This window comes from Gynuella sunshinyii YC6258 (genome assembly GCF_000940805.1).
GTDB lineage: Bacteria > Pseudomonadota > Gammaproteobacteria > Pseudomonadales > Natronospirillaceae > Gynuella > Gynuella sunshinyii.
Map to the genome: position 1 here is coordinate 1770930 of NZ_CP007142.1, position 22208 is coordinate 1793137.

Consider the following 22208-nt stretch of genomic DNA (forward strand, 5'->3'; position numbering starts at 1 on the left):
AAATTAACGTCTGACAAATAAGACAAAATTATGGCTAAATGATGATTTGTTCATACGCCATTTAACGCAATCAACAAAGGGAATATGTCATATGCCAGATAAACAAGGCAAGAATAAAGCGTTGATCATCGGTGCTGGTACCGGCGGATTGCTGGCTGCCGCCGCGTTATCGCCTTACTTCAAAACGGTTCAGGTGGTGGAAAAAGATAGCCTGCCGTTGTCACCCGCCGTTCGTAAGGGCGTCGGCCAGGCGGCGCATTTGCACAGCCTGTTGTTAGGGGGACTGCAGATACTGGAGCGTTTTTTACCGGGTATTGCTGACGATCTTCGCCGGGCAGGATCAAAAACCCTTCGGGCCGGACTGGATCAACAGATCCATGAATACGGCGTCTGGTTACCCGAACGTGATCTTGGTTTTGAGATTCTGGCTCAGTCTCGTTATTTGCTTGAGCATGTAATCCGCGATCGGGTGGCCCGGTTGGCTAACGTTGTAATCGATGACCAATGGCGCATTGAGCAGTTGATTTTATCAACCGGCAAAACAGTTGTTGGTGCGGTGGGGGGCAGGGATTCAAATGATACCGAAGAACTGCTGGCAGATCTGGTAGTGGATTGTTCCGGGCGGGCTGGAAAATTTGTTCGTCAACTGTCGAATTTTTTTCCAGATATGGATCGAGTGGATGAAATTCAATCCAACATTGTTTATGCATCTGCATTTGTAGATAAGCCGCCGGCGCTGGCCGGGCAGCGGGAAAACATTTTAATTATCGCTGAACCGGGAGCATCTGCCGGCGGTGCACTGATCGATATTGAAGGGAACCGCTGGTGTGTGTCCTTGCATGGTCGTAATGGGGTGGTACCACCGACTGATCCGGAAGCATGGAAATCATTTGCCCGTAGTCTTCCTGCCGATCGAATCTATCAGCGTCTGACTCAGGCGGAATACATTCACCCGGTTTCGGTATACAAAAAACCTCTTTCTATCTGGCGGCGTTTTGATTTGATGACTGATTTTCCCGGTGGTTATTTTCCACTGGGAGATGTGATTACCAGTGTTAACCCGACCTTTGGCCAGGGTATGACTTTGGGGTTTGGTCACGCAGTGGCGTTATTTGAGGCGTTTGCGGCAGGTGGTTCCGATGAGATCATCCAGAAACATTACCTGAAAGCAGCTGCGGACTGGTCACAAAAAGCATGGCGTGTATGTGCTGCCTACGACTCTTCTTTTAAAGGGGATGAGCTGTCACGACAGAAGAATTTTCAGATACTGCGATCATTGTCGTTAAAAAAACAAAACGAAGCCATTGCTGACCCAGAGGTGCATAAACGCCTGTTTCGTCAGGCGCAGATGATTAATCAGTGAACTTAAAGGAACGGGGTACTATGGAAAAGTTTGATCATGCCATTGTCATAGGTGCAGGAATGGCCGGTCTGAGTTCGGCTGCGGTTTTGTCTGCATATTTTAATAAAGTGACCGTGTTGGATAAGGATTGTCTGCTCCCCGCAGATGAAGGCTTTCCCAACGGGATACGCAAAGCAGTTCCTCAGGGCGGACATATTCATATTCTGTTACGCGCCGGACTGGATGTACTGGAGTCTGTTTATCCGGGTATTTCCCAGACGTTGGAGGCGCGCGGATCTGTCCGTATCCAGCTGGGAGTGGATCAGCAGATGTTTGAGTTTGGCGAATGGATGCCGGAGCGGGATCTTGGTGTTTACTTTCTGTCGCAATCTCGTCCTTTGCTGGAACAGGTGGTGCTGGAATATACCGAAGCAATTGCGAATGTCGATATCCGCGATCGAACCGCTGTGTCACAGGTGTCGTTGCCGGATTTGCATACGGTCTCTCAACCGACGGTGACTCTGGCCGATGGGGAACAATTAACGGCCAGCCTGATTGTCGATGCGGCGGGAAATGCCGGTCCGTTTATCTCCCGGCTTAATGCTCAATTGGTTGAGGCGGTTCAGGTCGATACCTTCCCAACCAATATTTTTTATTCCACCGTTCATTTTAAAAAAACCACCGACTGGTGTGGAAGGCAGGAAAATATCCTGATCATTCCAGAGCCGGGGGTGGGTGATATTGGTGGTTCACTGATTTCGGTGGAACAAGAGTCCTGGTGCGTTTCGTTGCACGGCCGTAACGGTGCCCATCCACCCCGAACCATGGATGAGTGGATGGAAGCGGCGCGGGCATTGCCCAATGACCGGATATGGCAGCGCATCCGTGATGCCCAGCCCGTCAGTGAGGTGCGGGTATTTAAAAAGCCCACTTCCACGTTCCGACGTTTTGATCTGAATGATCATTTGCCTGCCGGGTATTTGCCGGTCGGTGACACCATTACCAGTTTTAATCCCATTTATGGTCAAGGCATGAGTGTGGCGCTCGGACATGTCAGAGTTCTGCGCGAGCAGCTGGCTCAATACGATGACTTTTCCGGTTTTCGCTCCAGGTATCTGAAAGCCGCCTGTGAATGGTCGCGACAGGCCTGGCAGCGGACGGTGTCTTTCGATACCAATTATCGTCTGGTGGAAGGTCAGGAAGCCCGCATCGGCGTCATGCGCAAGTTGACCCTGGCTCAGCATGCCAAAGCCAAAGCGGACCCGGAATTTCATCTGAAGCTGGCCAGACAGGCTCAAATGCTGTCTTAGTTCGTGGCGCTTGCGGAACTAGATAGTAGGGCAACTGAGTATGGACTGCGCTGCTTTCTGATACGCCATTTGCGGGGGTTAATCTGTCTGACATCAGTATTGCTTACTTTTGTGCTTTCGGGCATGGACAGGTATGATCCGCGCCCTTTGTTCACCCTCCAGACAAAAACCACAGGAAAACTATGCTTTTGTTATCCAGAAAACAGGACTGGCTTGGTAATGTTCGCGCAGATGTTTTAGCTGGTCTCGTTGTGGCCCTGGCGTTAATCCCAGAAGCCATCGCATTTTCTATTATTGCCGGAGTGCATCCGAAAGTCGGTCTCTATGCGTCTTTCTGTATTGCCGTGATCACCGCTTTTGTTGGTGGTCGGCCGGGTATGATTTCTGCTGCCACCGGTGCGATGGCGCTGCTGATGGTAAACCTGGTCAAAGATCATGGCCTGCAGTACCTGCTGGCGGCGACGTTGCTGACTGGTGGATTGCAGATCATCGCCGGTTATCTGCAGCTGGCCAATCTGATGCGCTTTGTGTCCCGTGCCGTGGTCACCGGCTTTGTGAATGCGCTGGCGATTCTGATCTTTATGGCGCAGTTACCTGAGCTGATCAATGTCACCTGGCATGTGTATGCACTTGCTGCCGCCGGGTTGCTGATCATTTATACCTTTCCGCTGATCAATAAAACCATTCCCTCGCCGTTGGTCTGTATTCTGTCGTTGACTGCTGTCTCGATATTACTTGGACTGGATGTTCGCACGGTAGGGGATATGGGTGAGTTGCCGGACGCGCTGCCGATGTTTTTGTGGCCCGATGTGCCACTGGATCTCTCGACGCTGAAAATCATTTTTCCTTACTCGGCGGCAATGGCCGTAGTCGGGTTGCTGGAGTCGTTGATGACGGCGACGATTGTGGATGATCTGACCGATACCCCCAGTGATAAAAACCGCGAGTGCAAAGGACAGGGCATCGCGAACATAGTTGCGGGTTTCTTTGGCGGTATGGCTGGTTGTGCCATGATCGGTCAGTCTGTGATAAACGTGAAATCCGGTGGACGAGGGCGGTTGTCGACCTTTATCGCCGGTTCCATGTTGCTGACGCTGGTCGTGTTTCTGAGTGACTGGGTTTCTATTATTCCCATGGCGGCCCTGGTGGCGGTGATGATCATGGTCTCCATCGGAACATTCAACTGGGGATCGATCCGTGACTTAAAAACATTGCCGCTGTCTACCAATATTGTCATGATCCTGACTGTGGTGGTGGTGGTCTGGACTCACAATCTGGCCTATGGCGTGCTCGCCGGGGTACTGATGGCAGCCTTGTTTTTCGCCAACAAAATCGGCCACTTCATGTATGTTGAGTCGGATTTGTCGGCAGATGGGGAGTCCAGAGTTTATCGTGTGGTTGGACAGGTATTTTTTGCCTCATCCGATAAGTTCAACCGGTCATTTGATTTTAAAGAAGCGCTGGCAGAGGTCACCATTGATCTCAGCCGGGCACATTTCTGGGACATAACCGCCGTTGGTGCGCTCGACAAAGTGGTGATCAAGTTCCGTCGTGAAGGTGCCAGAGTCAACGTGATTGGAATGAATGAAGCCAGTGAAACCATTGTTGATCGTTTTGGGGTTCATGATAAGCCGGAAGAGCTTGATAAAGTATTGGGAGGTCATTAATGGATAATCAGAATCAGGAAATGATCGTCGCCTGTGTCGACGGTTCCAGATATACCAATGATGTCAGCGATTACGCTGCCTGGGCCAGCCAGCGCATTGGTGTGCCGCTGAAGCTGTTACACAATATCGAATATCGCGATATTTCACCGATGGATCTAAGTGGCAGTATCGGTTTTGGAGCCCAGGAACATTTATTGAATGAGCTGGTATCGCTGGAAGAACAGCGCAGTAAAATTGTTCTGGAAGAAGGCAAAAAAATGCTATCCCAGATTCGTGAACGGATAACGGCGCGCGGATATGACGAACCGATTCTACGCCAGCGTCACGGTTCTCTTCCGGAGACCCTGGTCGATTGCGAGCACGAAATCCGGCTGCTGGTGATGGGTATTCGTGGCGAGGGCAAAGAAGCGCTTGATGATCAGTTGGGCGGGCACCTGGAAACTGTTGCCCGGGCGCTGCACAAACCGATTCTGGTGGTAAACCGCCGATTTTCCGAGCCACAAAAAATCATGCTGGCGTTCGATGGTAGTGTCGGGGCCAAAAAAGCCCTCGATATGGTTGCCCAGCGGCCTTTGTTTAAAGGTACCGCCTGCCATCTGGTGAATGTCAATCACAAACAGGTCAGTCAGGAATATCCGATTTCTCATGCCGCCGAAGAACTGCGAATTGCCGGGTTTGATGTGACCGTCGCTGAACTGGAAGGGGATCCGCAGGAAATACTGTGCAATTACCAGCAACAGGAAAATATCGATTTGACCTTGATGGGCGCGTTCAGTCACAACCGTATTCGTGATCTGATTATTGGCAGCTTTACCGTAAAAATGCTGTTAAACACCCAACAGCCATTATTGTTATTAAGGTAATCAATAAACCGGCCAGAAAACCTTACAGGTCTTCTGCCGGTATTCTGCATAACCAGGGAAGGTGTGCAGCAGATACTTTTCTTCTTTTTCTATCTTCAGAACAATGGCCATTGCCACCAGTAGCAACCCTGTCCAGTTGTACCAGCCATGGTTAAAAATCGTTATCCCGGCCATCAATAAAAACAGGCTCAGATACATCGGGTGTCGTATCCGGCGATACGGGCCACTGGTAATGAGTCTTGCCCCCTGTTTGATTTCCGGATAGACAGAAAAGTTGCCGATTCGATTATGGTAGACCGTCCAAAGCGCCAGAACCAGACCTGCCAGAGACAGCATCAGGGGTGCCGGATGATGGTGCAGAGAGTTATTGGGCACAGTTGCCAGTAGCATGCCCGCGCCCTGAGTCAGCACCAGCAGATGGCTGCCTAATGGTCGGTCAAATATCATGGCGTTATTCCAGTAATTGTTTGATGCGGGCTTTGATCATCTCAATGGCCACGCGATTCTTTCCACCCCTGGGAACGATCAGGTCGGCAAATTGTTTGGATGGCTCAACAAACTGCATAAACATCGGTCTGACGGTTTGGCGGTACTGACTGATCACAGATTCGAGAGATCGGCCACGACTTTCAATATCCCGCTGCAGACGCCGAACCAGACAGATATCCAGCGGGGTATCGATATAGATACTGGTATGCAGGCGCTCGCGGATATCGGGATCGGTCAATAGTAAAATCCCCTCGACGATCACCACCCGTCGGGGTTCCATGTCTATGGTGTCGCTGGCGCGGGTGTGTTCGGTGTAATCATAGACCGGGATGTCAACGTGGAATCCCCGGCCCAGTTGGTCCAGGTGTTCTATCAGTAAGTGATGGTCAAAGGCATTGGGGTGGTCATAGTTGGTTTTCAGTCGTTCCTCCATCGACATGTGAGACTGGTCTTTGTAGTAAGAGTCTTCTTTGATGATGCCAATGTGATGGGCGCCAACTTCTTCCTTGAGTTCCTGATAAATAGTGGCAGATAAAAGGCTCTTGCCTGATGCGGACGCACCAGTGATGCCGATAAAAATGGGGGACATAAATATGAAACTCACAACAGGTTTGGGGTATTTTATTCAGGATGCCCGGTATCGACAAATGATTCACTGCAGTTCGACGGTGCATGAACCAGAAAAATCCTGGTTTTTGTAGTAATTATAAAATGCAGTATCGTTTCAGCTTGGTGTTTTGGTTAAAACATCGCCAATTTACTGATAAAGATCACTCAAAAATGTAATTTTACTACATCCCTTGTGTCTGTCTCGAGTATGTGAGTTAGAATAGCCCCACATCCCTTTCCATTACATATCAAAGGAACTCAACATGTCTGTGATAAAAATGTCTGATTTGGATCTGGCAGGTAAGCGTGTTCTTATTCGTCAGGACCTTAACGTGCCCCTGGACGAAGCCGGCAATGTCACCAGCGACAAGCGTATTAAAGCCTCTTTACCCACCATTGAAGAAGCTTTGGCCAAAGGTGCCAAAGTCATGGTGATGAGTCACCTTGGACGTCCGGAAGAAGGGGTCTATGACGAAGCCAGTTCTCTGAAGCCGGTTGCTGCTTATCTGGGCAAACTGATGGGGCGCGAAATTCCCGTGGTCAAAGACTGGGTGGATGGATTTGACGTTGATGCAGATCTGGTGATGCTGGAAAACGTTCGTTTCAATAAGGGTGAAAAGAAAAACGATGACGAGCTGTCGAAAAAGATGGCGGCATTGTGTGACGTGTATGTAATGGATGCTTTTGGGACTGCCCACCGGGCTCAGGCTTCAACTCATGGGGTTGCCAAGTTTGCTCCTGTTGCCTGTGCAGGTCCGCTGCTGGCTGGTGAGCTCGATGCTCTGGGTAAGGCGATGGATAATCCTGCCCGGCCGATGGTTGCCATTGTTGGTGGCTCCAAAGTTTCAACCAAATTGACCGTACTGGAAAGTCTTTCCAAAGTCTGCGACCAGTTGATCGTAGGTGGTGGTATCTCCAACACTTTTGTGGCAGCGCGTGGATATAACGTTGGTAAGTCTCTGCACGAAGCAGACCTGATTCCTCAGGCTCAAAAACTGATGGCAGAACTGGACATTCCAGAACCAGTTGACGTGCGTGTTGGTAAAGAATTCAGCGCGACGGCTGAAGCGGTTGTCAAACCTGTTGATCAGGTACAGGATGACGAAGAAATCATGGACCTCGGGCCTCAAACGGCTGCCAGATTTGCAGAAGTTATCAAGGGTGCCAAAACCATCCTGTGGAATGGCCCTTGTGGCGTATTTGAGTTTGACAATTTTGCCCAGGGAACCAAAGATATCGCCGAAGCAATTGCAGCCAGTGATGCATTTTCTGTGTTAGGTGGTGGAGACGTAATTGCAGCCGTTCAGAAATTTGATATGGAAGACCGGTTCTCTTATATCTCAACAGGTGGTGGTGCATTCCTTGAGTTTGTGGAAGGAAAGAAACTGCCGGCGGTTGCGATTCTGGAAGAGCGGGCAAAAGGCTAAGTTAAACCAGCCAAGCTGATTACGACGATTTATAAACTCTTGTAACAATCAGGAATTCGATATGTCACAGAAAATATCCGATTTTGTAAAACCCGGTGTTGCCACTGGTGATGATGTACAGAAAATCTTTGAACTGGCCAAAGCCGGTCATTTTGCACTCCCGGCTGTCAATTGCGTGGGTACTGATTCTGTTAACGCAGTGCTGGAAGCTGCCGCAAAAGTGAACTCCCCTGTGATCGTACAGTTCTCTAACGGCGGTGCCGGTTTTTTTGCTGGTAAAGGCGTTAAACTGGAAGGTCAGGGCGCGCAGATACTGGGTGCCATTGCCGGTGCCAAACATGTGCATACTGTTGCCGAAGCTTATGGCGTTCCGGTTATTCTGCATACTGACCATGCAGCCAAAAAACTGTTGCCATGGATCGACGGATTACTTGACGCTGGTGAAAAGCACTTTGCTGAAACAGGTAAGCCTTTGTTTTCTTCGCATATGCTTGATCTGTCAGAAGAGTCTCTGGAAGAAAACATGGAAATTTCAGCTCGCTATCTCGAGCGTATGTCCAAAATGGGCATGACTCTGGAAATCGAACTGGGTGTGACCGGTGGTGAGGAAGATGGTGTTGATAACAGTAATGTTGATACCGCTGATCTGTACACCAAGCCTGAAGAAGTTGCTTATGCTTATGAAAAACTGAGCGCTGTCAGCCCTCGTTTTACCATTGCGGCCTCTTTCGGAAATGTTCATGGTGTATACAAGCCGGGTAATGTGAAACTGACTCCAAAAATTCTGGATAACTCGCAGAAATACTGTTCCGAGAAATTTGGTTTGACAGAAAAGAGCCTCAACTTTGTATTCCACGGCGGTTCTGGTTCCTCGGCTGCTGAAATTGAAGAATCCATTTCCTATGGTGTCATCAAGATGAACATTGATACCGATACCCAGTGGGCAACCTGGAATGGTGTTCGTGAGTATTATCTGGCCAATGAAGCCTATCTGCAGGGACAAATCGGTAACCCTGACGGTGAAGACAAGCCCAATAAGAAGTTTTATGACCCACGTGTCTGGTTGCGTAAGTCTCAGGATGGCATGGTCAAGCGATTGGAACAGGCATTTGCCGAACTGAATTGTATTGATCGTTATTGATTTTTTCTTAATCAATGATATTAAAGGCTCCCTCGGGAGCCTTTTTTATATCCATGGAGGGATGGTATCCCACGGGCGCATGGATGCGCAGGAGTGGGGTATGCCCATGGAAGGGCTGTATCCCACGAGCGCATGGATGCGCAGGAGTGGGGTATGCCCATGGAGGGATGGGCATAATGTTGCTCCCTGCACATTATGCATTCCCGCCGTCCCTGGCGGTCAGCAGAATGTATGTTCCAGACACATCCTGCATTCCCGCCGTCCCTGTCGGTCATATCCCAGGGGCATGGATGCGCAGGAGTGGGGTATATCCATGGGGGGATGGGCATAATGTTGCTCCCTGCATTCGTTGATATTCCATCGGTCCTCAATCCATATCCTTGCTTTTTATAAGGTGTGGGGGAGGTCGGGAAGAGTAATGAGAAAATCACAATTAATGGCTTTGGTATTAACCGTAACATGAGAAGCAATCAGTGACACAACAGCAAAACCTGATATTTAACAGCCTCAAACAGGTAGAGGCGAGTAAGTTATTTCAAGGCGGAGTGATTGCAATTATTGTATTGTCCGCGCTGACCACCGGGGCCAAAACCTATAATTTGCCAACAGTTTTCGAGCATGTGCTTGAAGGACTCGATACCGCGATTACGTTTTTCTTTTTGGTGGAAATTCTTTTGCGTTTTATTGTGCATGATAATAAAAAGCGATTTTTTCTCGATGGTTGGAATATCTTCGACACCTTGGTTGTAGTAGGCAGTCTGATTCCTCTGCAGAATGCTGACGCAGTACTGATTGGTCGGCTGTTAAGAATCTTCCGGGTATTACGATTGGTCTCCGTGATTCCGGATCTGCGTTTTCTGATTAATTCGCTGTTTAAGGCGATTCCCAGAATGGGATATATTGCCGTACTCATGTTTATTATTTTCTATATCTATGCTGCGATAGGATCGTTGTTTTTTCATTCAATTAATGAAGTTTTGTGGGGAGATGTCACTATTTCCATGTTGACTCTTTTTAGGGTGGCAACTTTTGAGGACTGGACCGATGTCATGTATGAAACCATGGATACTTATCCGCTCAGCTGGATTTATTATCTGACATTTATATTTCTGACGGCTTTTGTGTTTCTGAACATGATGGTTGGTGCGATACTGGAGGTCATGAGTGCGGAGCAGAATGCACGTGAACAGGCCAGTGCTCATAAGGAGCGTGCAGATATGGCAGAGCAGATTCAGGCGTTGCAGCATAAAGTCGATATCCTGATTGAACGGCTTAAATAACTCGTTTCCTTGTTCTCTGATTTCCAGATGTGCGGTTCTTTCGCGCCATATGTCAATTTTCAGCCTGTTAACCCGGCAAGTATACATGTCGGGTTAACAGTGTGATGCTGGGATGCACCGAGGTGTCGGACCAAACTATTGGCCACAGCCAATGCGAGCCACTGGAAATCAAGCGGTCCAACGATTCGGTGTTTCGCGCAACACCGCCAGATTTCTTGGGGCGACAATTAATATAGATCAGGACGATCTATTTAGTTGTTGGATTAATAATAGGTGATACCTTGGCATTCGGCCATCTTCAGTGAAGATGGCTGCTCCCGGATACGCCATTTGCATCATTACTGCAAATCCTGCGCAAAAAGCTTGTCATAAACCTCAGAAATCGTTTTAGACTATCGTCCCGGCTTACACGGTAGGTGATGGTGGTCCTGAAAAAGTCACAGTTGCTGATGTTTATGGGACTGGATTACGCGAATACCTTGATATAAGCCTATGCGGGTTAGGACATTTGGCAGTCACTGAATAAGCACAATTTTAATGAGCCTCTGAAAGCACAACAGTTTTGTGCAGGTTAAGGCGCATCGTCCACAGGGACGTGTCCGTCACTTAGCCCGAGTCTTTCTGCAGTAACGAAGATTTGAGAAATTAAACACTGGCACTGTTTCGAATAGTGTTTTCAGAGTTTTTGATCAATGTAACTGGAGATGGATTATGAAACATGTATTGCCCTTCTTGATTATTATCTTGTGTTCACCGGTGCTGTTCGCAGCAGCGGGAAAGGACATAACTTACACCATCGCGAATGAGCCCTTTCAGGGATACTATGTCAGTGCAGGGAAAAACGCGCCATTGGTACTCCTGCTTCACGACTGGGATGGATTGACAGACTACGAAACGCAGCGAGCCGATATGCTGGCAGAAATGGGGTATTCGGTATTTGCTGCAGATCTGTTTGGTGCCGGCATCCGTCCGACTCTCGTCGAGGATAAACGCCAGCACACTGGAGAGTTATATCAGGATCGTGGTCGTATGCGGGCCTTGCTGAATGGCGCATTACAGACGGCAGGTGACCAGGGAGGCAATATCGATAACCTGGTTGTGATGGGTTATTGTTTTGGTGGCGCCGCAGTGCTGGAAATGGCGCGCTCCGGAGTTCCTGCTAAGGGTTATGTGACTTTTCATGGTGGTCTGCAAACGCCCGAAGGTCAGGATTACAGCAAAGCCCAAGGTAGTTTGCTGATTCTTCATGGTACCGCAGATACCGCTATTACCATGGATCAATTTGCGCAGTTGGCTACAGAGCTTGAACGGGCTGGCATTAAGCATGAGATGATCACTTACAGTGGTGCTCCTCATGCATTTACAGTATTTGGGGCGCCTTCATACCGAAAAGATGCTGATGAAAAATCATGGCAGCGTTTTACTGAGTTTCTGACGACGGTGAGCCGTTAAGTGAATTCGTTCTCAATAACATCAGGTGAATGGGCGGAAGCATATGTTCTGGCCCGGGAACCGGAATATTACTGAGTTTCATTATAGGAGATCTATTTATGGGTTTTGCACTTTCAACAATGCAACTTCAAAGCGATGCTTTTGATAATGGTGGAAAAATACCTGCAAAACATACCGGCGAGGCTGAAAATGTGTCGCCATCATTATCCTGGAAAAACTCTCCGGACGGCACTAACGGCTATGCCGTCATTTGCCATGATCCGGATGCACCTCTGATATCCCGGGGCGGCAGTTACGGTTTTGTTCATTGGGTACTGTACAACATTCCTGCGGATGTCACCCATTTAGAGGAGGCAACGGACCAGTTTACCCAGGGTGTTCATGACGCCGGTAACACGGGATATACCGGCCCCATGCCTCCTAATGGTCATGGGCTTCATCATTACTATTTTTGGGTAATTGCTTTGAAAGATGCACCAAAATTGCCTGCCGGATTGACTCTCTGGCAATTGTTGGATGCAGTGGAACCCTATGCTATTGGTATGAATCGCTTGGTTGGTACCTATCAGCGCGACTGAAATGATTATTGTTCGCCCTGAAAATCTGATAAATGCTTCAGGGCGAATGTATTTCCAATCTATAAATTCTTTTCTCTGGTTGTTGTATTGGATGATTAAGGTCTTCCATCGGCACGCTATTGTTTCGTGTATCTGTGTTTGCCTTCGTGTATTTGAGAACTTATTGACTTGAGTGCTTGCATAATTGTTACCGATTGGAACAGGAATTGCGCACCAATTTGGGGTGCATAAGGCCAGAAGTTCAGATACTTCTACATCTCAAGGGCGTTGAAATTTATCCAGATGTACAAAAAAACTTTTTTTTGTGAAACCGCAAAACAAATATGGTTTTTTTTCGGGGATATTTGGTTGAAAACACTATAAGCGTTGTTTCGGCTATCTAGGCATGGAAGTTGTATAACAGCCTAGCTATTAACCTGGCATTCAAATAGACCTTCCTGATCAATTTGAATGTCGCCTTTTAAAATCTGCGAAATCCCGAATCGTCGGACCGTTTGATTTTAGATGGCTCGCATGGGCTTAGACCCATGGTGTGGTCCGACACCTCGGTGTGTCCATGCATCACTATTAACCCGACATATTTAATTGCCAGGTTAATAGATGCATAACCAATAAAGACTTTGTCCATTGTTGGGCCGTAGATGTCTTTTATGTAAGGGTAATCATAATAATAGAGGTATTACTGTGACGGCAGTGCTTAGCCAAGATGACAAGTATGTCCGGTTTGTGAACGTTAAGAAGAGCTACGATAACAAAAATCTGGTTGTTAAGGATTTTAACCTGGACATTCAAAAAGGTGAATTCGTTACTCTGTTAGGGCCATCAGGGTCTGGCAAAACAACGTGTCTTATGATGCTTGCCGGTTTTGAGGATGTTACAAGCGGAAGTATTGAAATTAACCGTAAATCTGTTCAGGACATAGCACCTTATCACCGAAATATCGGTATGGTGTTTCAGCATTATGCATTATTTCCCCACATGACAATTGCAGAAAATCTTGCTTATCCTCTTAAAGTCCGCAAGATGAGTTCCTCAGACATCAATACGGCCGTGCAGGCATCACTGGATCTGGTTGAGTTGAGTCGTTATGGCGATCGTTATCCGGGGCAGTTGTCTGGTGGACAGAAGCAGCGTGTTGCGCTGGCCAGATCCCTGATTTTTGAGCCCAGCATTGTGTTGATGGATGAGCCTCTGGGTGCACTCGATAAAAATCTGCGTGAGCAGATGCAGTTTGAAATCAAACGTTTGCACGAGCAGTTTGGTTTTACCGCTATTTACGTGACTCATGATCAAACTGAAGCATTGACAATGTCTGATCGTATTGCTGTTTTTAACGATGGTGTCGTTCAGCAATGTGCCCCTCCCGCAGAGTTATATGAGCGCCCGGCGAACAGTTTCGTGGCAGATTTTATCGGTGAAAACAATCATATCGTTGGTACGGTGCAGCAAATCAACGATGGCGTGGCAACCATAAAGCTTTTTGACGGTTCAGTCATTAATGCAGATGCCACTCTTAATTGTCCTGCCGTGGGGCAGCCCTGTGCCCTCACCATACGACCTGAAAAACTGTTCATCGTGTCAGCAGACCGAAGATATGAAAATTTTGTGTCGGCGGAATTTATAACCCGGTTATATGTTGGTGATTCCATTCGTTATTTCTTTAAGTTGGCGAATGGTTCTGAACTGATGGTGAAAGTATTGAACGATCATGAAGCTCCGCATCTTATTGCGGGTCAGAAAGCTGAACTGACTTGGCATACTAAGAACGGCTTGGCTTTGGATAAGCCGTAATCAAAGTGACTCATCGTTCGTTGATAAAGTGTTTTAAAACATGAAAACAAAATATGTGATTTTGTTTTTCATTCAGGATTGATGCTGTGATAACTATCAATCCTGTCGGAACATCCATGTTCCGCAGGCAGGTTGTTGAAGTTCGGCGAATCTTCTCAAGCTGCAAAAAACGATAACTAGACTAAAGGAACGTAACATATGAAGAGATTTGCTCAAATTGCTGCTTTGTCGCTGGCGGCTACTACTCTGCCGGCTTTGGCTGAGCAGATGACGGTTGTTTCATTTGGCGGTGCTTACGGTGACGTACAACAGAAATCCATGCTGGAACCGTTTATGGAAAAGACTGGCAACAAGCTGTTGTTTGAAAGTTATTCCGGCGGTGTTGCAGAACTGAAGTCTCAGGTAGAGAGCGGAAACATTTTATGGGATGTCATCGACATGGAGGTTATTGATGTGGAGCGGGCTTGCTCCGAAGGGTTGCTGGAGGAATTCCCTATGGATACCCTGCCTCCAGGGGATGATGGTACGCCAGCTAAAGATGACTTCAGTCCTGCCGCTCTGGAAAACCCTTGTGGGGTCGCTCAGATTGTCTGGACGATTTTATATGCCTACAACACCGAAACCATCGGTGGTGGACATCCTTCCTCCATGGCGGACTTTTTCGATACCAAAAAATTTCCAGGAAAACGCGCCCTGCGCAAGCGTCCTCAGGTGAATATGGAGTGGGCTCTGCTGGCGGATGGAGTTCCGGCTGACAAAGTATATGACATGTTGACAACCGAAGAAGGACAGGCCCGCGCGTTCGCCAAACTGGATAGTATCAAAAATGATATCGTCTGGTTTGACAGCTGGTCTCAGGCACCACAATTACTCAATGATGGTGGTGCTGTCATGGTTCAGTCTGCCAATGGACGTTTCTTTGATGCCATTCAGAAAGATAAAAAACCGTTTGTAATGGTTTGGGACGGTCATGTGTACGATCTTGACGTCTGGTCTATTGTCAAAGGTTCCAAACATAAAAAACTGGCTGAGGACTTCATTCGTTTTGCGACTGGATCCAAACCACTGGCAGCTATGCCTTCTATTGCATACGGTCCAACCCGTCAGTCTTCATACGCTTATGTTGATAAAGATCTGGTATCCAAACTGCCATCTGCTCACCTTGACGAAGGCATGCATGCGTCCAGCGTTTTCTGGGCCGATTATGGCGAGTCATTGGGTGAAAAATTCAATGAATGGTTGCTGAAATAATCTACGTTACCGATTAGCGACGACAGTCCGGGTTGTAGAAAACCCGGACTTTCGGTTGATACAGAAAACATACATTATTTAGGAAATTTGGATGTCTGGGGTTGAACTCACACAAGCAGAAAAACGAACCTTTGACCGGACTCAGCGAAAAGCCCGACGAACCGCTTTGTTGTTTGTCGCACCACTGCTGTTATTTATTGTTGTTTCCTTTGTGTTGCCGATTGGAACCATGTTGTTTCGCAGCGTATATCATCCCGCTGTTGCGGAACTGATTCCGGCCACTCTGCAGAAACTGAAAGCCTGGGATGAAACCAGCAACACGATTCCCGAACCGGATGCATTACAGGTTTTCGCCGGTGAACTGAAAACGCTGGTAGAAAATAAGACGTTTGGCAAATTGGCAGAAGAGATCAACCGTTCGTCACCTGGAGCGTCCAGTCTGATCAAATCCACTGCCCGAAAAATGAGCCGGCTTGATGATGCTGAGTTGCAATCCAAGGGAGATCAGGCTTTATTGGATGCCGGTAAACAATGGTCTAACCCCAATTTATGGCGTTCCATCAAAAAAGCAGGAAATGTATTCACCGGTGCTTATTACCTGACGGCTGTTGATATGGAGCGTAATGGCGAAGGGAGGGTGGTATCTCGGAAAACACAGATTTATACCGATCTTTATGTCAAGAGTCTTAAAATCGCGCTTTATATCACCTTGCTGACGGGGCTGATAGGTTTTCCGTTAGCGTATTATCTTGCCAATGCTCCGGAAAGAACTGCAAATGTTCTAATGGTATTTGTATTGTTGCCATTTTGGACGTCTCTACTGGTACGTACTACCGCGTGGATGGCCTTATTGCAGACAAATGGAGTGATCAATTCCGTGTTGCAGTCATTGCATATTATTTCCGAACCGCTGGAACTTCTGTATACGCAATTTTCCACTATTATTGCCATGACACATATTCTTCTGCCGTTCATGATTTTGCCATTGTACAGTGTCATGAAGGGAATCGATCCCAGCTATTTTCGTGCGGCTTTGTCACTTGGGGCAAAACCGATACCAGCATTCATGCGTATCTATTTACCGATGACCACTCCTGGGTTCAGTGCCGGGGCATTACTGGTTTTCATTATTTCCATCGGTTACTACATCACTCCAGCACTGGTTGGAGGTGTTGATGGGCAAATGATCAGTAACCTGATTGCATTCCATATGCAATCTTCCAATAACTGGGAACTGGCGGCAGCATTGGGGTCTCTGCTATTGGTATTGATTCTGGCGATGTATTGGCTTTATGACCGGTTGGTTGGTGTCAGCAACCTGAAACTGGGTTGAGGTATAAAATATGGCAAATTATCCCAAATACTATACGATCTGGCATAAACTTGGCGTCAATGGACTTAAGCTGACAGCCTGGCTGGTATTGTTATTTCTCATGCTGCCGATTATTGTCGTGATTCCGTTATCGTTTAATGCCGAACCCTATTTCACGTTCACCAAGGAGATGCTTTCGCTGCAGCCGGGTGCTTACTCCATGCGTTGGTATGCTGAAATCCTTCATGATGAAAAATGGCTGATGGCCATCAAAAACAGTTTCTACATCGGTATTTTATCGGCGTTGATTGCAACTGTGTTGGGAACCTGTGCGTCGGTCGGATTGACCAATCCAAAAATGCCGTATCAGCGTCTCATTATGGCGGTTTTATTATCGCCTATGATTGTGCCAGTGATTATCACGGCAGCCGGAATGTTTTTCTTCTACAGTAAGTTCGGGCTTGCGGGCAGTCATTTGGGAATTATCATTGCACATGCTGCTCTGGGCACGCCATTTGTGGTGGTTACGGTTAACGCTGCGCTCGCCGGATTTGATTATTCGCTGGTGAATGCTTCGATGGGCATGGGAGCAAGGCCGATTTATACATTTGTAAAAGTGATCATGCCGTTGATCCGACCCGGTGTTATTTCCGGGGCATTGTTTGCATTCGTGACATCATTTGATGAAGTGGTTGTTGTGCTGTTTATGGCAGGGCCTCAGCAGACCACAATTCCCAGACAGATGTTTTCCGGTTTGCGGGAGCAGATCAATCCCACCATTCTGGCTGTTGCCACATTATTGGTGGTGGTATCCGCACTGCTACTGTTTACCATGGAATATTTGCGCGCCCGAGGGCAGAGAATTCGAGGTGGGCAGGTATAACCTGTTTGATCAAAATGGAGCAGGACCAGCTCCATTTTGATCAGAGCATCGCAATTACTGTTCTACAAATGCGCGTTCAATTACATACTCTGCCTGATTACCCTGCTTGGCTTCTGAGAAGCCTCTGTCTTCCAAAATTTTGACAGTATCTTTCAGCATGGATGGACTACCGCAGATCATGAAGCGGTCATCAGCAACTGTGGGTTCGGGCAAGCCAATATCAGCAAATAACTTTCCACTGGTCATCAGATCTGTCAGTCGTCCCTGGTTTCTGAACGGCTCACGGGTGACGGTAGGATAATAGATCAGCTTTTCCCGAATCAGTTCCCCAAGATACTCATGCTCAGGTAGCTCTTTGGTCAGAAAGTCGGTGTATGCCAGCTCAGAAGTATAACGGACACCATGGGTCAAAATGATCTTGTCATAACTTTCAAGCACCTCAAGATCCTGAATGATGCTCATGAACGGTGCCAGCCCTGTCCCGGTAGCAACTAGATAAAGGTGTTTGCCGGGTAGCAAATTACCATTGATCAGAGTGCCGGTCGGTTTGGTGCCCACCAGGATTGGATCTCCGACTTTGATTTTCTGGAGTCGTGATGTCAGTGGGCCATCAGGTACTTTAATGCTGAAAAACTCCAGCTCTTCCAGATAGTTTGGACTGGCGATGCTGTAAGCACGCATAAGTGGACGACTTTCAACTTCCAGTCCGATCATAACAAAGTGACCATTCTCAAAACGGAGTGAGTCACCACGGGTGGTACGAAAACTGAACAGCGTTTCATTCCAGTGATGCACATGGGTAACCGTTTCCTGAACCATTTTTGCCATTGTTTAATACCCATATATGTTAGAAATTCGCCGCACTATATATGAAAACTTTATATGGGAAAAATGAGTAATATTGATAATATATATCGGAAAAAACGATTATTGACATGAAATTTTCATTACGACAACTCCAGGTATTTACGGCGGCGGCCCGTTATCAGAACATCACCAGGGCTGCAGAGAGCCTTTCTATGTCCCAATCTGCGGCATCCGGAGCTCTGAAGGATCTGGAGCGACAGTATTCTGTTTTACTGTTTGATCGCATTGGCAAGCGATTGAAGTTGAATGAATTTGGAGAACTTTTACGACCGAGGGCCGAAGCGCTGCTGGCAAATGCTGCGGAAATGGATCAGTTCCTTGAAGGTCACAATCGACCGGGTAATCTCAGAATCGGTGCAACCCTAACTCTCGGCAATTACATTGCCGTGTCGTTGATGGCTAAATATATGGAAATGCATTCCGGTACCAGAGTTTCCCTGGACGTTGCCAATACCCGTCTGGTTGTTGACAAAGTGTTGCAGTATGAAATTGACCTGGGGTTGATTGAAGGAGAAGTCAGCCATCCGGAGCTGGAAGTCAGTCCGTGGACCGGGGACCACTTACAGATATTTTGTGCCCCCGATCATCCTCTGGCCAGCAGACCTCAGCTCGACATGCAGGATGTACTGGCAGCTGACTGGATTATGCGCGAACCCGGATCAGGCACCCGACAGACGTTTGAGCGTTGTCTTCAGGATGTGTTTCCCCGTTTAAATATTTGTCTTGAATTGCAGCACACCGAAGCGATTAAAAGGGCTGTGGAGGCTGGTCTGGGGATCAGCTGCCTGTCAAAAATTACACTGGTAGAAGCCTTTAAACGTAAAAGCTTGGTTCCTCTGCGGCTGGAAGGATATGACTTTTACCGGCGTTTTTATTTCGTCTGGCATAAACAAAAGTACTTGAGTGCCGGAATGCATGAGTGGCTGAAACTGTGTCGTCAGCATACCGGGCAATAATTTTCTGTGCAGATAATTTGCACAAGCGCTGATCCTTTAGCCCAACGGTGACCATTGGACTGTCCCTGCATCGGTCAAACCACAACTGAATGAACATTTGATTGTCAGGTTAATAATTAAATAAATGCTAGAGAGTTGTCGGATTTTTTTGAATTTCAATGCTAAGGTTAACAATAACCTGCCTGGTAAATTTTTGGGTTTCGAGGCGGAAAGTTAAAGGAACTATATGGAATTTTTTTACCTGACCTATGCAGATATTAGTTGTTGAAGACAGTTCTACATTAAGAGCCGGTATGAAGACTATGATCGCCTCATTAGGACATAGTGCTGTTTTTGCGAAGTCAGGAGAAGAGGCTTTGCAAATGGTCGGTTCTTTGTCCATTGATATGATTATCATGGATATCGAATTACCCGGACTGGATGGTTATGAAACTACCATGCTGTTTCGCGAAGCGCTGTGTGATCATTGGGTCCCAATTATATTTGTGACGGGTAATTCCAGTGATGAAAGTGTGCTTAAGGCGATTGATGCCGGTGGTGATGACTATCTGGTTAAACCGGTCAGTCAGACGCTGTTGCAGGCTAAAATCATTGCCATGCAACGCATTGCTGACATGCAGGCCAATCTTCACGAACTGAATCGTAAACTATCAGAACAAAGTGAAACAGATCCGCTGACAGGGTTGTCCAATCGGCGTTATTTTAATCTGCGTGCGGTTGATCAGTTTGAGACAGCCAGACGTATGGCATTGTCTGTCGCCATCATGATGATGGATATCGATCAGTTTAAAGTTTACAACGACAATTACGGTCACTTGCAGGGAGACAGTTGTCTTCAACAGGTTTCCAGAGTACTGAAGTCAGTTGTTCGACGGACCACCGATCTGGTTGCGCGCTTTGGTGGCGAAGAGTTCATCATTATGTTGCAGGACTGTGACGCCAAAGGCGCGCAGATGATTGCCGATGAGATAATGGCCGCAATCGATCAGGCAGCTATTCCCCATGAATATTCTGCCGTCAGTGATCATGTGACCTTGAGTATCGGTGTTTGCGTTATAGTGCCTGACCGCAATCTGGTAGAGTTGCAGGATTGCATAAAAATAGCGGATGAACAGCTTTACAAGGCTAAAAACCGTGGACGGGCCCAGGCTGTTATTGAACAAAGTAACAAAATGAAAACCACGCTGATTGTCTCGCGTGAGCCTGAGACCATTAAATCCATCGGCAAGGTACTCAACTCCAAGTCCATCATTATTACTTCGTCTGACCAGGAGGAATGCAACGAGATCATCACTCAGGTCCATCCGGATATTGTCATATGTGACATCCGACCAGAGACGGGCATCGTGCCGGATGATCTGTCTTTGCTCATGGCTCCTGATCGCCAGTCTGATTTTATTGTGGTTGAGCTCTCCAGTGGCGCGCAAAAGAGCTATCCAGATCAAAATTCTTTATTGTCGGACTCGCACATGCTGAGTATCTGAATTTCTTGGCCGGTCGAATTGTACGCCCGGCTATGCAAATTCTTCATGGTTTCATGGTAATAATTCATATCCTTCCTGTCTGGCAGTTATGCTAATATTCGCGCCCTTCATTCACCTCCTGCTTGGAAACTGGTCGTTATGAGCAATAAATCTCTTGAAAAAAGCAAAATTCGTATTCTGTTGCTAGAGGGCGTGCATCAGTCTGCACTGGACACTTTTGAAGCCGCCGGTTATTCAAATATCGAATACCTGAGTGGATCTTTGTCAGAAGATGCCCTTATCGAGAAGATCAGAGATGCTCATTTTGTGGGTATTCGTTCGCGCACCCAGTTGACCCGTAAAGTTTTCGAAGCCGCTGAGAAGCTGGTGGCGGTCGGTTGTTTTTGTATTGGTACCAATCAGGTGGATCTGGATGCGGCAACAGAAACCGGTGTGGTGGTGTTTAATGCTCCTTATTCCAATACCCGTTCCGTGGCGGAGCTGGTTCTGGCAGAAGCTATTCTGTTGCTGCGTCGTATCCCTGAACGTAACGCCTCCTGCCATAACGGTGGCTGGCTGAAGAACGCTAAAAACTCATTTGAAGTCAGAGGCAAGGTGCTGGGGATTATCGGCTACGGCAATATTGGTACCCAGTTCGGTATCCTTGCAGAAGGCCTGGGCATGAAGGTGAAGTTTTATGATGTCGTGACCAAACTGCCATTGGGTAATGCTGAGCAGGTGGCCAGTCTGCCGGAGCTGTTACAGGTGTCAGATGTCGTCAGTCTGCATGTTCCAGAAACAGCGGCCACGAAGTGGATGATCGGTGCCGAGCAGTTTGCGCATATGAAGCAAAATGCCATTTTCATTAATGCCAGCCGTGGTACTGTGGTTGATATCGATGCGCTGGCCGAGGCACTGGACCGGGATCGATTATTGGGTGCTGCCGTCGATGTGTTCCCGGTAGAACCCAGAACCAATGATGATGAATTTAAATCACCGCTACGTGGGCTGGACAATGTCATCCTGACCCCACACATTGGTGGTTCAACGGTCGAGGCGCAGCGCAACATCGGTATTGAAGTCGCCGATAAGCTGATAACCTTTTCAGACAACGGTACTTCAATTTCCGCTGTGAATTTCCCTGAAGTTGCACTGCCGGCTCATCCAGGTAAACACCGCATTTTGCATATCCATCATAACGTTCCTGGAGTCATGTCAGAGATCAACCATATCTTCTCTGAAAATAACATCAATATCAGTGGTCAGTATCTGCAGACCAGCAATAACGTCGGTTATGTGGTCATTGATGTAGACCAGGATTGCGGGCCAAAAGCGCTACAGATGATTCGTGATGTTAAGGGAACCATCAAAGCCAGAATATTGTTCTGATCCAGGAGTTTTGTGACCGGGCAGATGCGCGTTGTGCGTGTCTGTCTGGTGCGGAGTTTTTCCTGAATTTGCGATTCCTCGATCACTCATTTACAGTTCAGATCTCATTCAGTATTAGTGAATTAGTGTTAAACCCAT

General features: G+C 47.5%; 19 protein-coding genes. 16 read left to right on the forward strand and 3 right to left on the reverse strand.

The window, feature by feature from the left end; all coding sequences use genetic code 11:
• Window positions 1–91: 91 nt before the first annotated feature.
• The 4 genes from YC6258_RS07855 (at window position 92) to YC6258_RS07870 (ending at window position 5182) form a co-directional block, all read left to right on the forward strand.
• On the forward strand, window positions 92–1363 hold the full coding sequence (locus YC6258_RS07855; RefSeq protein ID WP_044616514.1) for an FAD-dependent oxidoreductase: 1272 nt from the start codon (window positions 92–94) through the stop codon (window positions 1361–1363).
• Between the two features lie 20 nt (window positions 1364–1383).
• Window positions 1384–2652 carry an FAD-dependent monooxygenase gene (locus tag YC6258_RS07860; RefSeq protein ID WP_044616515.1) on the forward strand — a complete coding sequence of 423 codons (1269 nt, stop codon included), beginning with the start codon at window positions 1384–1386 and terminating at the stop codon, window positions 2650–2652.
• 182 nt (window positions 2653–2834) lie between these two features.
• The gene (locus YC6258_RS07865) at window positions 2835–4319 is read left to right on the forward strand and encodes a SulP family inorganic anion transporter (protein ID WP_044616516.1); all 1485 of its coding nucleotides are present in this window, start codon (window positions 2835–2837) and stop codon (window positions 4317–4319) included.
• Window positions 4319–5182, forward strand: coding sequence for a universal stress protein (locus YC6258_RS07870; RefSeq protein ID WP_044616517.1), 864 nt, complete (start codon window positions 4319–4321; stop codon window positions 5180–5182). Before YC6258_RS07865 ends, YC6258_RS07870 begins: the two co-directional genes overlap by 1 nt.
• On the opposite strand, the gene YC6258_RS07875 is transcribed toward YC6258_RS07870, so the two are convergent.
• Together YC6258_RS07875 and udk are read right to left on the reverse strand one after the other, a co-directional pair.
• Entirely contained in the window at window positions 5183–5629 is a 447-nt protein-coding gene (locus YC6258_RS07875; protein WP_052830150.1) for a methyltransferase family protein, read from the reverse strand.
• A 4-nt stretch (window positions 5630–5633) separates the two neighbouring features.
• Window positions 5634–6260, reverse strand: a complete 627-nt coding sequence (udk, locus tag YC6258_RS07880; RefSeq protein WP_044616518.1) for a uridine kinase — start codon at window positions 6258–6260, stop codon at window positions 5634–5636.
• A 283-nt stretch (window positions 6261–6543) separates the two neighbouring features.
• Between udk and YC6258_RS07885 the strand changes: the two genes are divergently transcribed.
• From YC6258_RS07885 to YC6258_RS07925, 9 genes are all read left to right on the forward strand, one after another.
• A complete protein-coding gene (locus tag YC6258_RS07885; RefSeq protein ID WP_044616519.1) occupies window positions 6544–7707 on the forward strand; it encodes a phosphoglycerate kinase in 1164 nt (387 codons plus the stop codon).
• A 61-nt stretch (window positions 7708–7768) separates the two neighbouring features.
• On the forward strand, window positions 7769–8848 hold the full coding sequence (fbaA, locus tag YC6258_RS07890) for a class II fructose-bisphosphate aldolase (RefSeq protein WP_044616520.1): 1080 nt from the start codon (window positions 7769–7771) through the stop codon (window positions 8846–8848).
• A 473-nt stretch (window positions 8849–9321) separates the two neighbouring features.
• Window positions 9322–10128, forward strand: coding sequence for an ion transporter (locus YC6258_RS07895; RefSeq protein ID WP_044616521.1), 807 nt, complete (start codon window positions 9322–9324; stop codon window positions 10126–10128).
• A 711-nt stretch (window positions 10129–10839) separates the two neighbouring features.
• Complete coding sequence (locus YC6258_RS07900; RefSeq protein ID WP_044616522.1) at window positions 10840–11580, forward strand: dienelactone hydrolase family protein; 741 nt, start codon at window positions 10840–10842, stop codon at window positions 11578–11580.
• 98 nt (window positions 11581–11678) lie between these two features.
• Entirely contained in the window at window positions 11679–12158 is a 480-nt protein-coding gene (locus YC6258_RS07905; RefSeq protein WP_044616523.1) for a YbhB/YbcL family Raf kinase inhibitor-like protein, read from the forward strand.
• Between the two features lie 684 nt (window positions 12159–12842).
• On the forward strand, window positions 12843–13949 hold the full coding sequence (locus YC6258_RS07910; RefSeq protein WP_245627022.1) for an ABC transporter ATP-binding protein: 1107 nt from the start codon (window positions 12843–12845) through the stop codon (window positions 13947–13949).
• A gap of 198 nt (window positions 13950–14147) precedes the next feature.
• Complete coding sequence (locus tag YC6258_RS07915; RefSeq protein ID WP_044616524.1) at window positions 14148–15200, forward strand: ABC transporter substrate-binding protein; 1053 nt, start codon at window positions 14148–14150, stop codon at window positions 15198–15200.
• 91 nt (window positions 15201–15291) lie between these two features.
• Window positions 15292–16533, forward strand: coding sequence for an ABC transporter permease (locus YC6258_RS07920; RefSeq protein WP_044616525.1), 1242 nt, complete (start codon window positions 15292–15294; stop codon window positions 16531–16533).
• A 10-nt stretch (window positions 16534–16543) separates the two neighbouring features.
• Window positions 16544–17395 carry an ABC transporter permease gene (locus tag YC6258_RS07925; RefSeq protein WP_044616526.1) on the forward strand — a complete coding sequence of 284 codons (852 nt, stop codon included), beginning with the start codon at window positions 16544–16546 and terminating at the stop codon, window positions 17393–17395.
• Window positions 17396–17449: 54 nt separating this feature from the next.
• Here the strand turns inward: YC6258_RS07925 and YC6258_RS07930 are convergent, their stop codons facing one another.
• Window positions 17450–18223 carry a ferredoxin--NADP reductase gene (locus YC6258_RS07930; RefSeq protein ID WP_044616527.1) on the reverse strand — a complete coding sequence of 258 codons (774 nt, stop codon included), beginning with the start codon at window positions 18221–18223 and terminating at the stop codon, window positions 17450–17452.
• 107 nt (window positions 18224–18330) lie between these two features.
• Here YC6258_RS07930 and YC6258_RS07935 point away from each other — a divergent pair, with 107 nt between their 5' ends.
• The 3 genes from YC6258_RS07935 (at window position 18331) to serA (ending at window position 22070) form a co-directional block, all read left to right on the forward strand.
• Entirely contained in the window at window positions 18331–19218 is an 888-nt protein-coding gene (locus tag YC6258_RS07935; protein ID WP_044616528.1) for a LysR family transcriptional regulator, read from the forward strand.
• Window positions 19219–19466: 248 nt separating this feature from the next.
• On the forward strand, window positions 19467–20702 hold the full coding sequence (locus tag YC6258_RS07940; RefSeq protein ID WP_082070605.1) for a GGDEF domain-containing response regulator: 1236 nt from the start codon (window positions 19467–19469) through the stop codon (window positions 20700–20702).
• A gap of 138 nt (window positions 20703–20840) precedes the next feature.
• Entirely contained in the window at window positions 20841–22070 is a 1230-nt protein-coding gene (gene serA / locus YC6258_RS07945) for a phosphoglycerate dehydrogenase (RefSeq protein ID WP_044616529.1), read from the forward strand.
• The last annotated feature ends 138 nt before the right edge of the window (window positions 22071–22208 follow it).

Excerpts from the sequence above, each read along its gene's own strand:
- YC6258_RS07855 (WP_044616514.1), top strand. The coding sequence starts at position 92 with ATGCCAGATAAACAAGGCAAGAATAAAGCGTTGATCATCGGTGCTGGT.
- YC6258_RS07860 (WP_044616515.1), top strand. The coding sequence starts at position 1,384 with ATGGAAAAGTTTGATCATGCCATTGTCATAGGTGCAGGAATGGCCGGT.
- YC6258_RS07865 (WP_044616516.1), top strand. The coding sequence starts at position 2,835 with ATGCTTTTGTTATCCAGAAAACAGGACTGGCTTGGTAATGTTCGCGCA.
- YC6258_RS07870 (WP_044616517.1), top strand. The coding sequence starts at position 4,319 with ATGGATAATCAGAATCAGGAAATGATCGTCGCCTGTGTCGACGGTTCC.
- YC6258_RS07875 (WP_052830150.1), bottom strand. The coding sequence starts at position 5,629 with ATGATATTTGACCGACCATTAGGCAGCCATCTGCTGGTGCTGACTCAG.
- udk (WP_044616518.1), bottom strand. The coding sequence starts at position 6,260 with ATGTCCCCCATTTTTATCGGCATCACTGGTGCGTCCGCATCAGGCAAG.
- YC6258_RS07885 (WP_044616519.1), top strand. The coding sequence starts at position 6,544 with ATGTCTGTGATAAAAATGTCTGATTTGGATCTGGCAGGTAAGCGTGTT.
- fbaA (WP_044616520.1), top strand. The coding sequence starts at position 7,769 with ATGTCACAGAAAATATCCGATTTTGTAAAACCCGGTGTTGCCACTGGT.
- YC6258_RS07900 (WP_044616522.1), top strand. The coding sequence starts at position 10,840 with ATGAAACATGTATTGCCCTTCTTGATTATTATCTTGTGTTCACCGGTG.
- YC6258_RS07905 (WP_044616523.1), top strand. The coding sequence starts at position 11,679 with ATGGGTTTTGCACTTTCAACAATGCAACTTCAAAGCGATGCTTTTGAT.
- YC6258_RS07915 (WP_044616524.1), top strand. The coding sequence starts at position 14,148 with ATGAAGAGATTTGCTCAAATTGCTGCTTTGTCGCTGGCGGCTACTACT.
- YC6258_RS07920 (WP_044616525.1), top strand. The coding sequence starts at position 15,292 with ATGTCTGGGGTTGAACTCACACAAGCAGAAAAACGAACCTTTGACCGG.
- YC6258_RS07925 (WP_044616526.1), top strand. The coding sequence starts at position 16,544 with ATGGCAAATTATCCCAAATACTATACGATCTGGCATAAACTTGGCGTC.
- YC6258_RS07930 (WP_044616527.1), bottom strand. The coding sequence starts at position 18,223 with ATGGCAAAAATGGTTCAGGAAACGGTTACCCATGTGCATCACTGGAAT.
- YC6258_RS07935 (WP_044616528.1), top strand. The coding sequence starts at position 18,331 with ATGAAATTTTCATTACGACAACTCCAGGTATTTACGGCGGCGGCCCGT.
- YC6258_RS07940 (WP_082070605.1), top strand. The coding sequence starts at position 19,467 with ATGCAGATATTAGTTGTTGAAGACAGTTCTACATTAAGAGCCGGTATG.
- serA (WP_044616529.1), top strand. The coding sequence starts at position 20,841 with ATGAGCAATAAATCTCTTGAAAAAAGCAAAATTCGTATTCTGTTGCTA.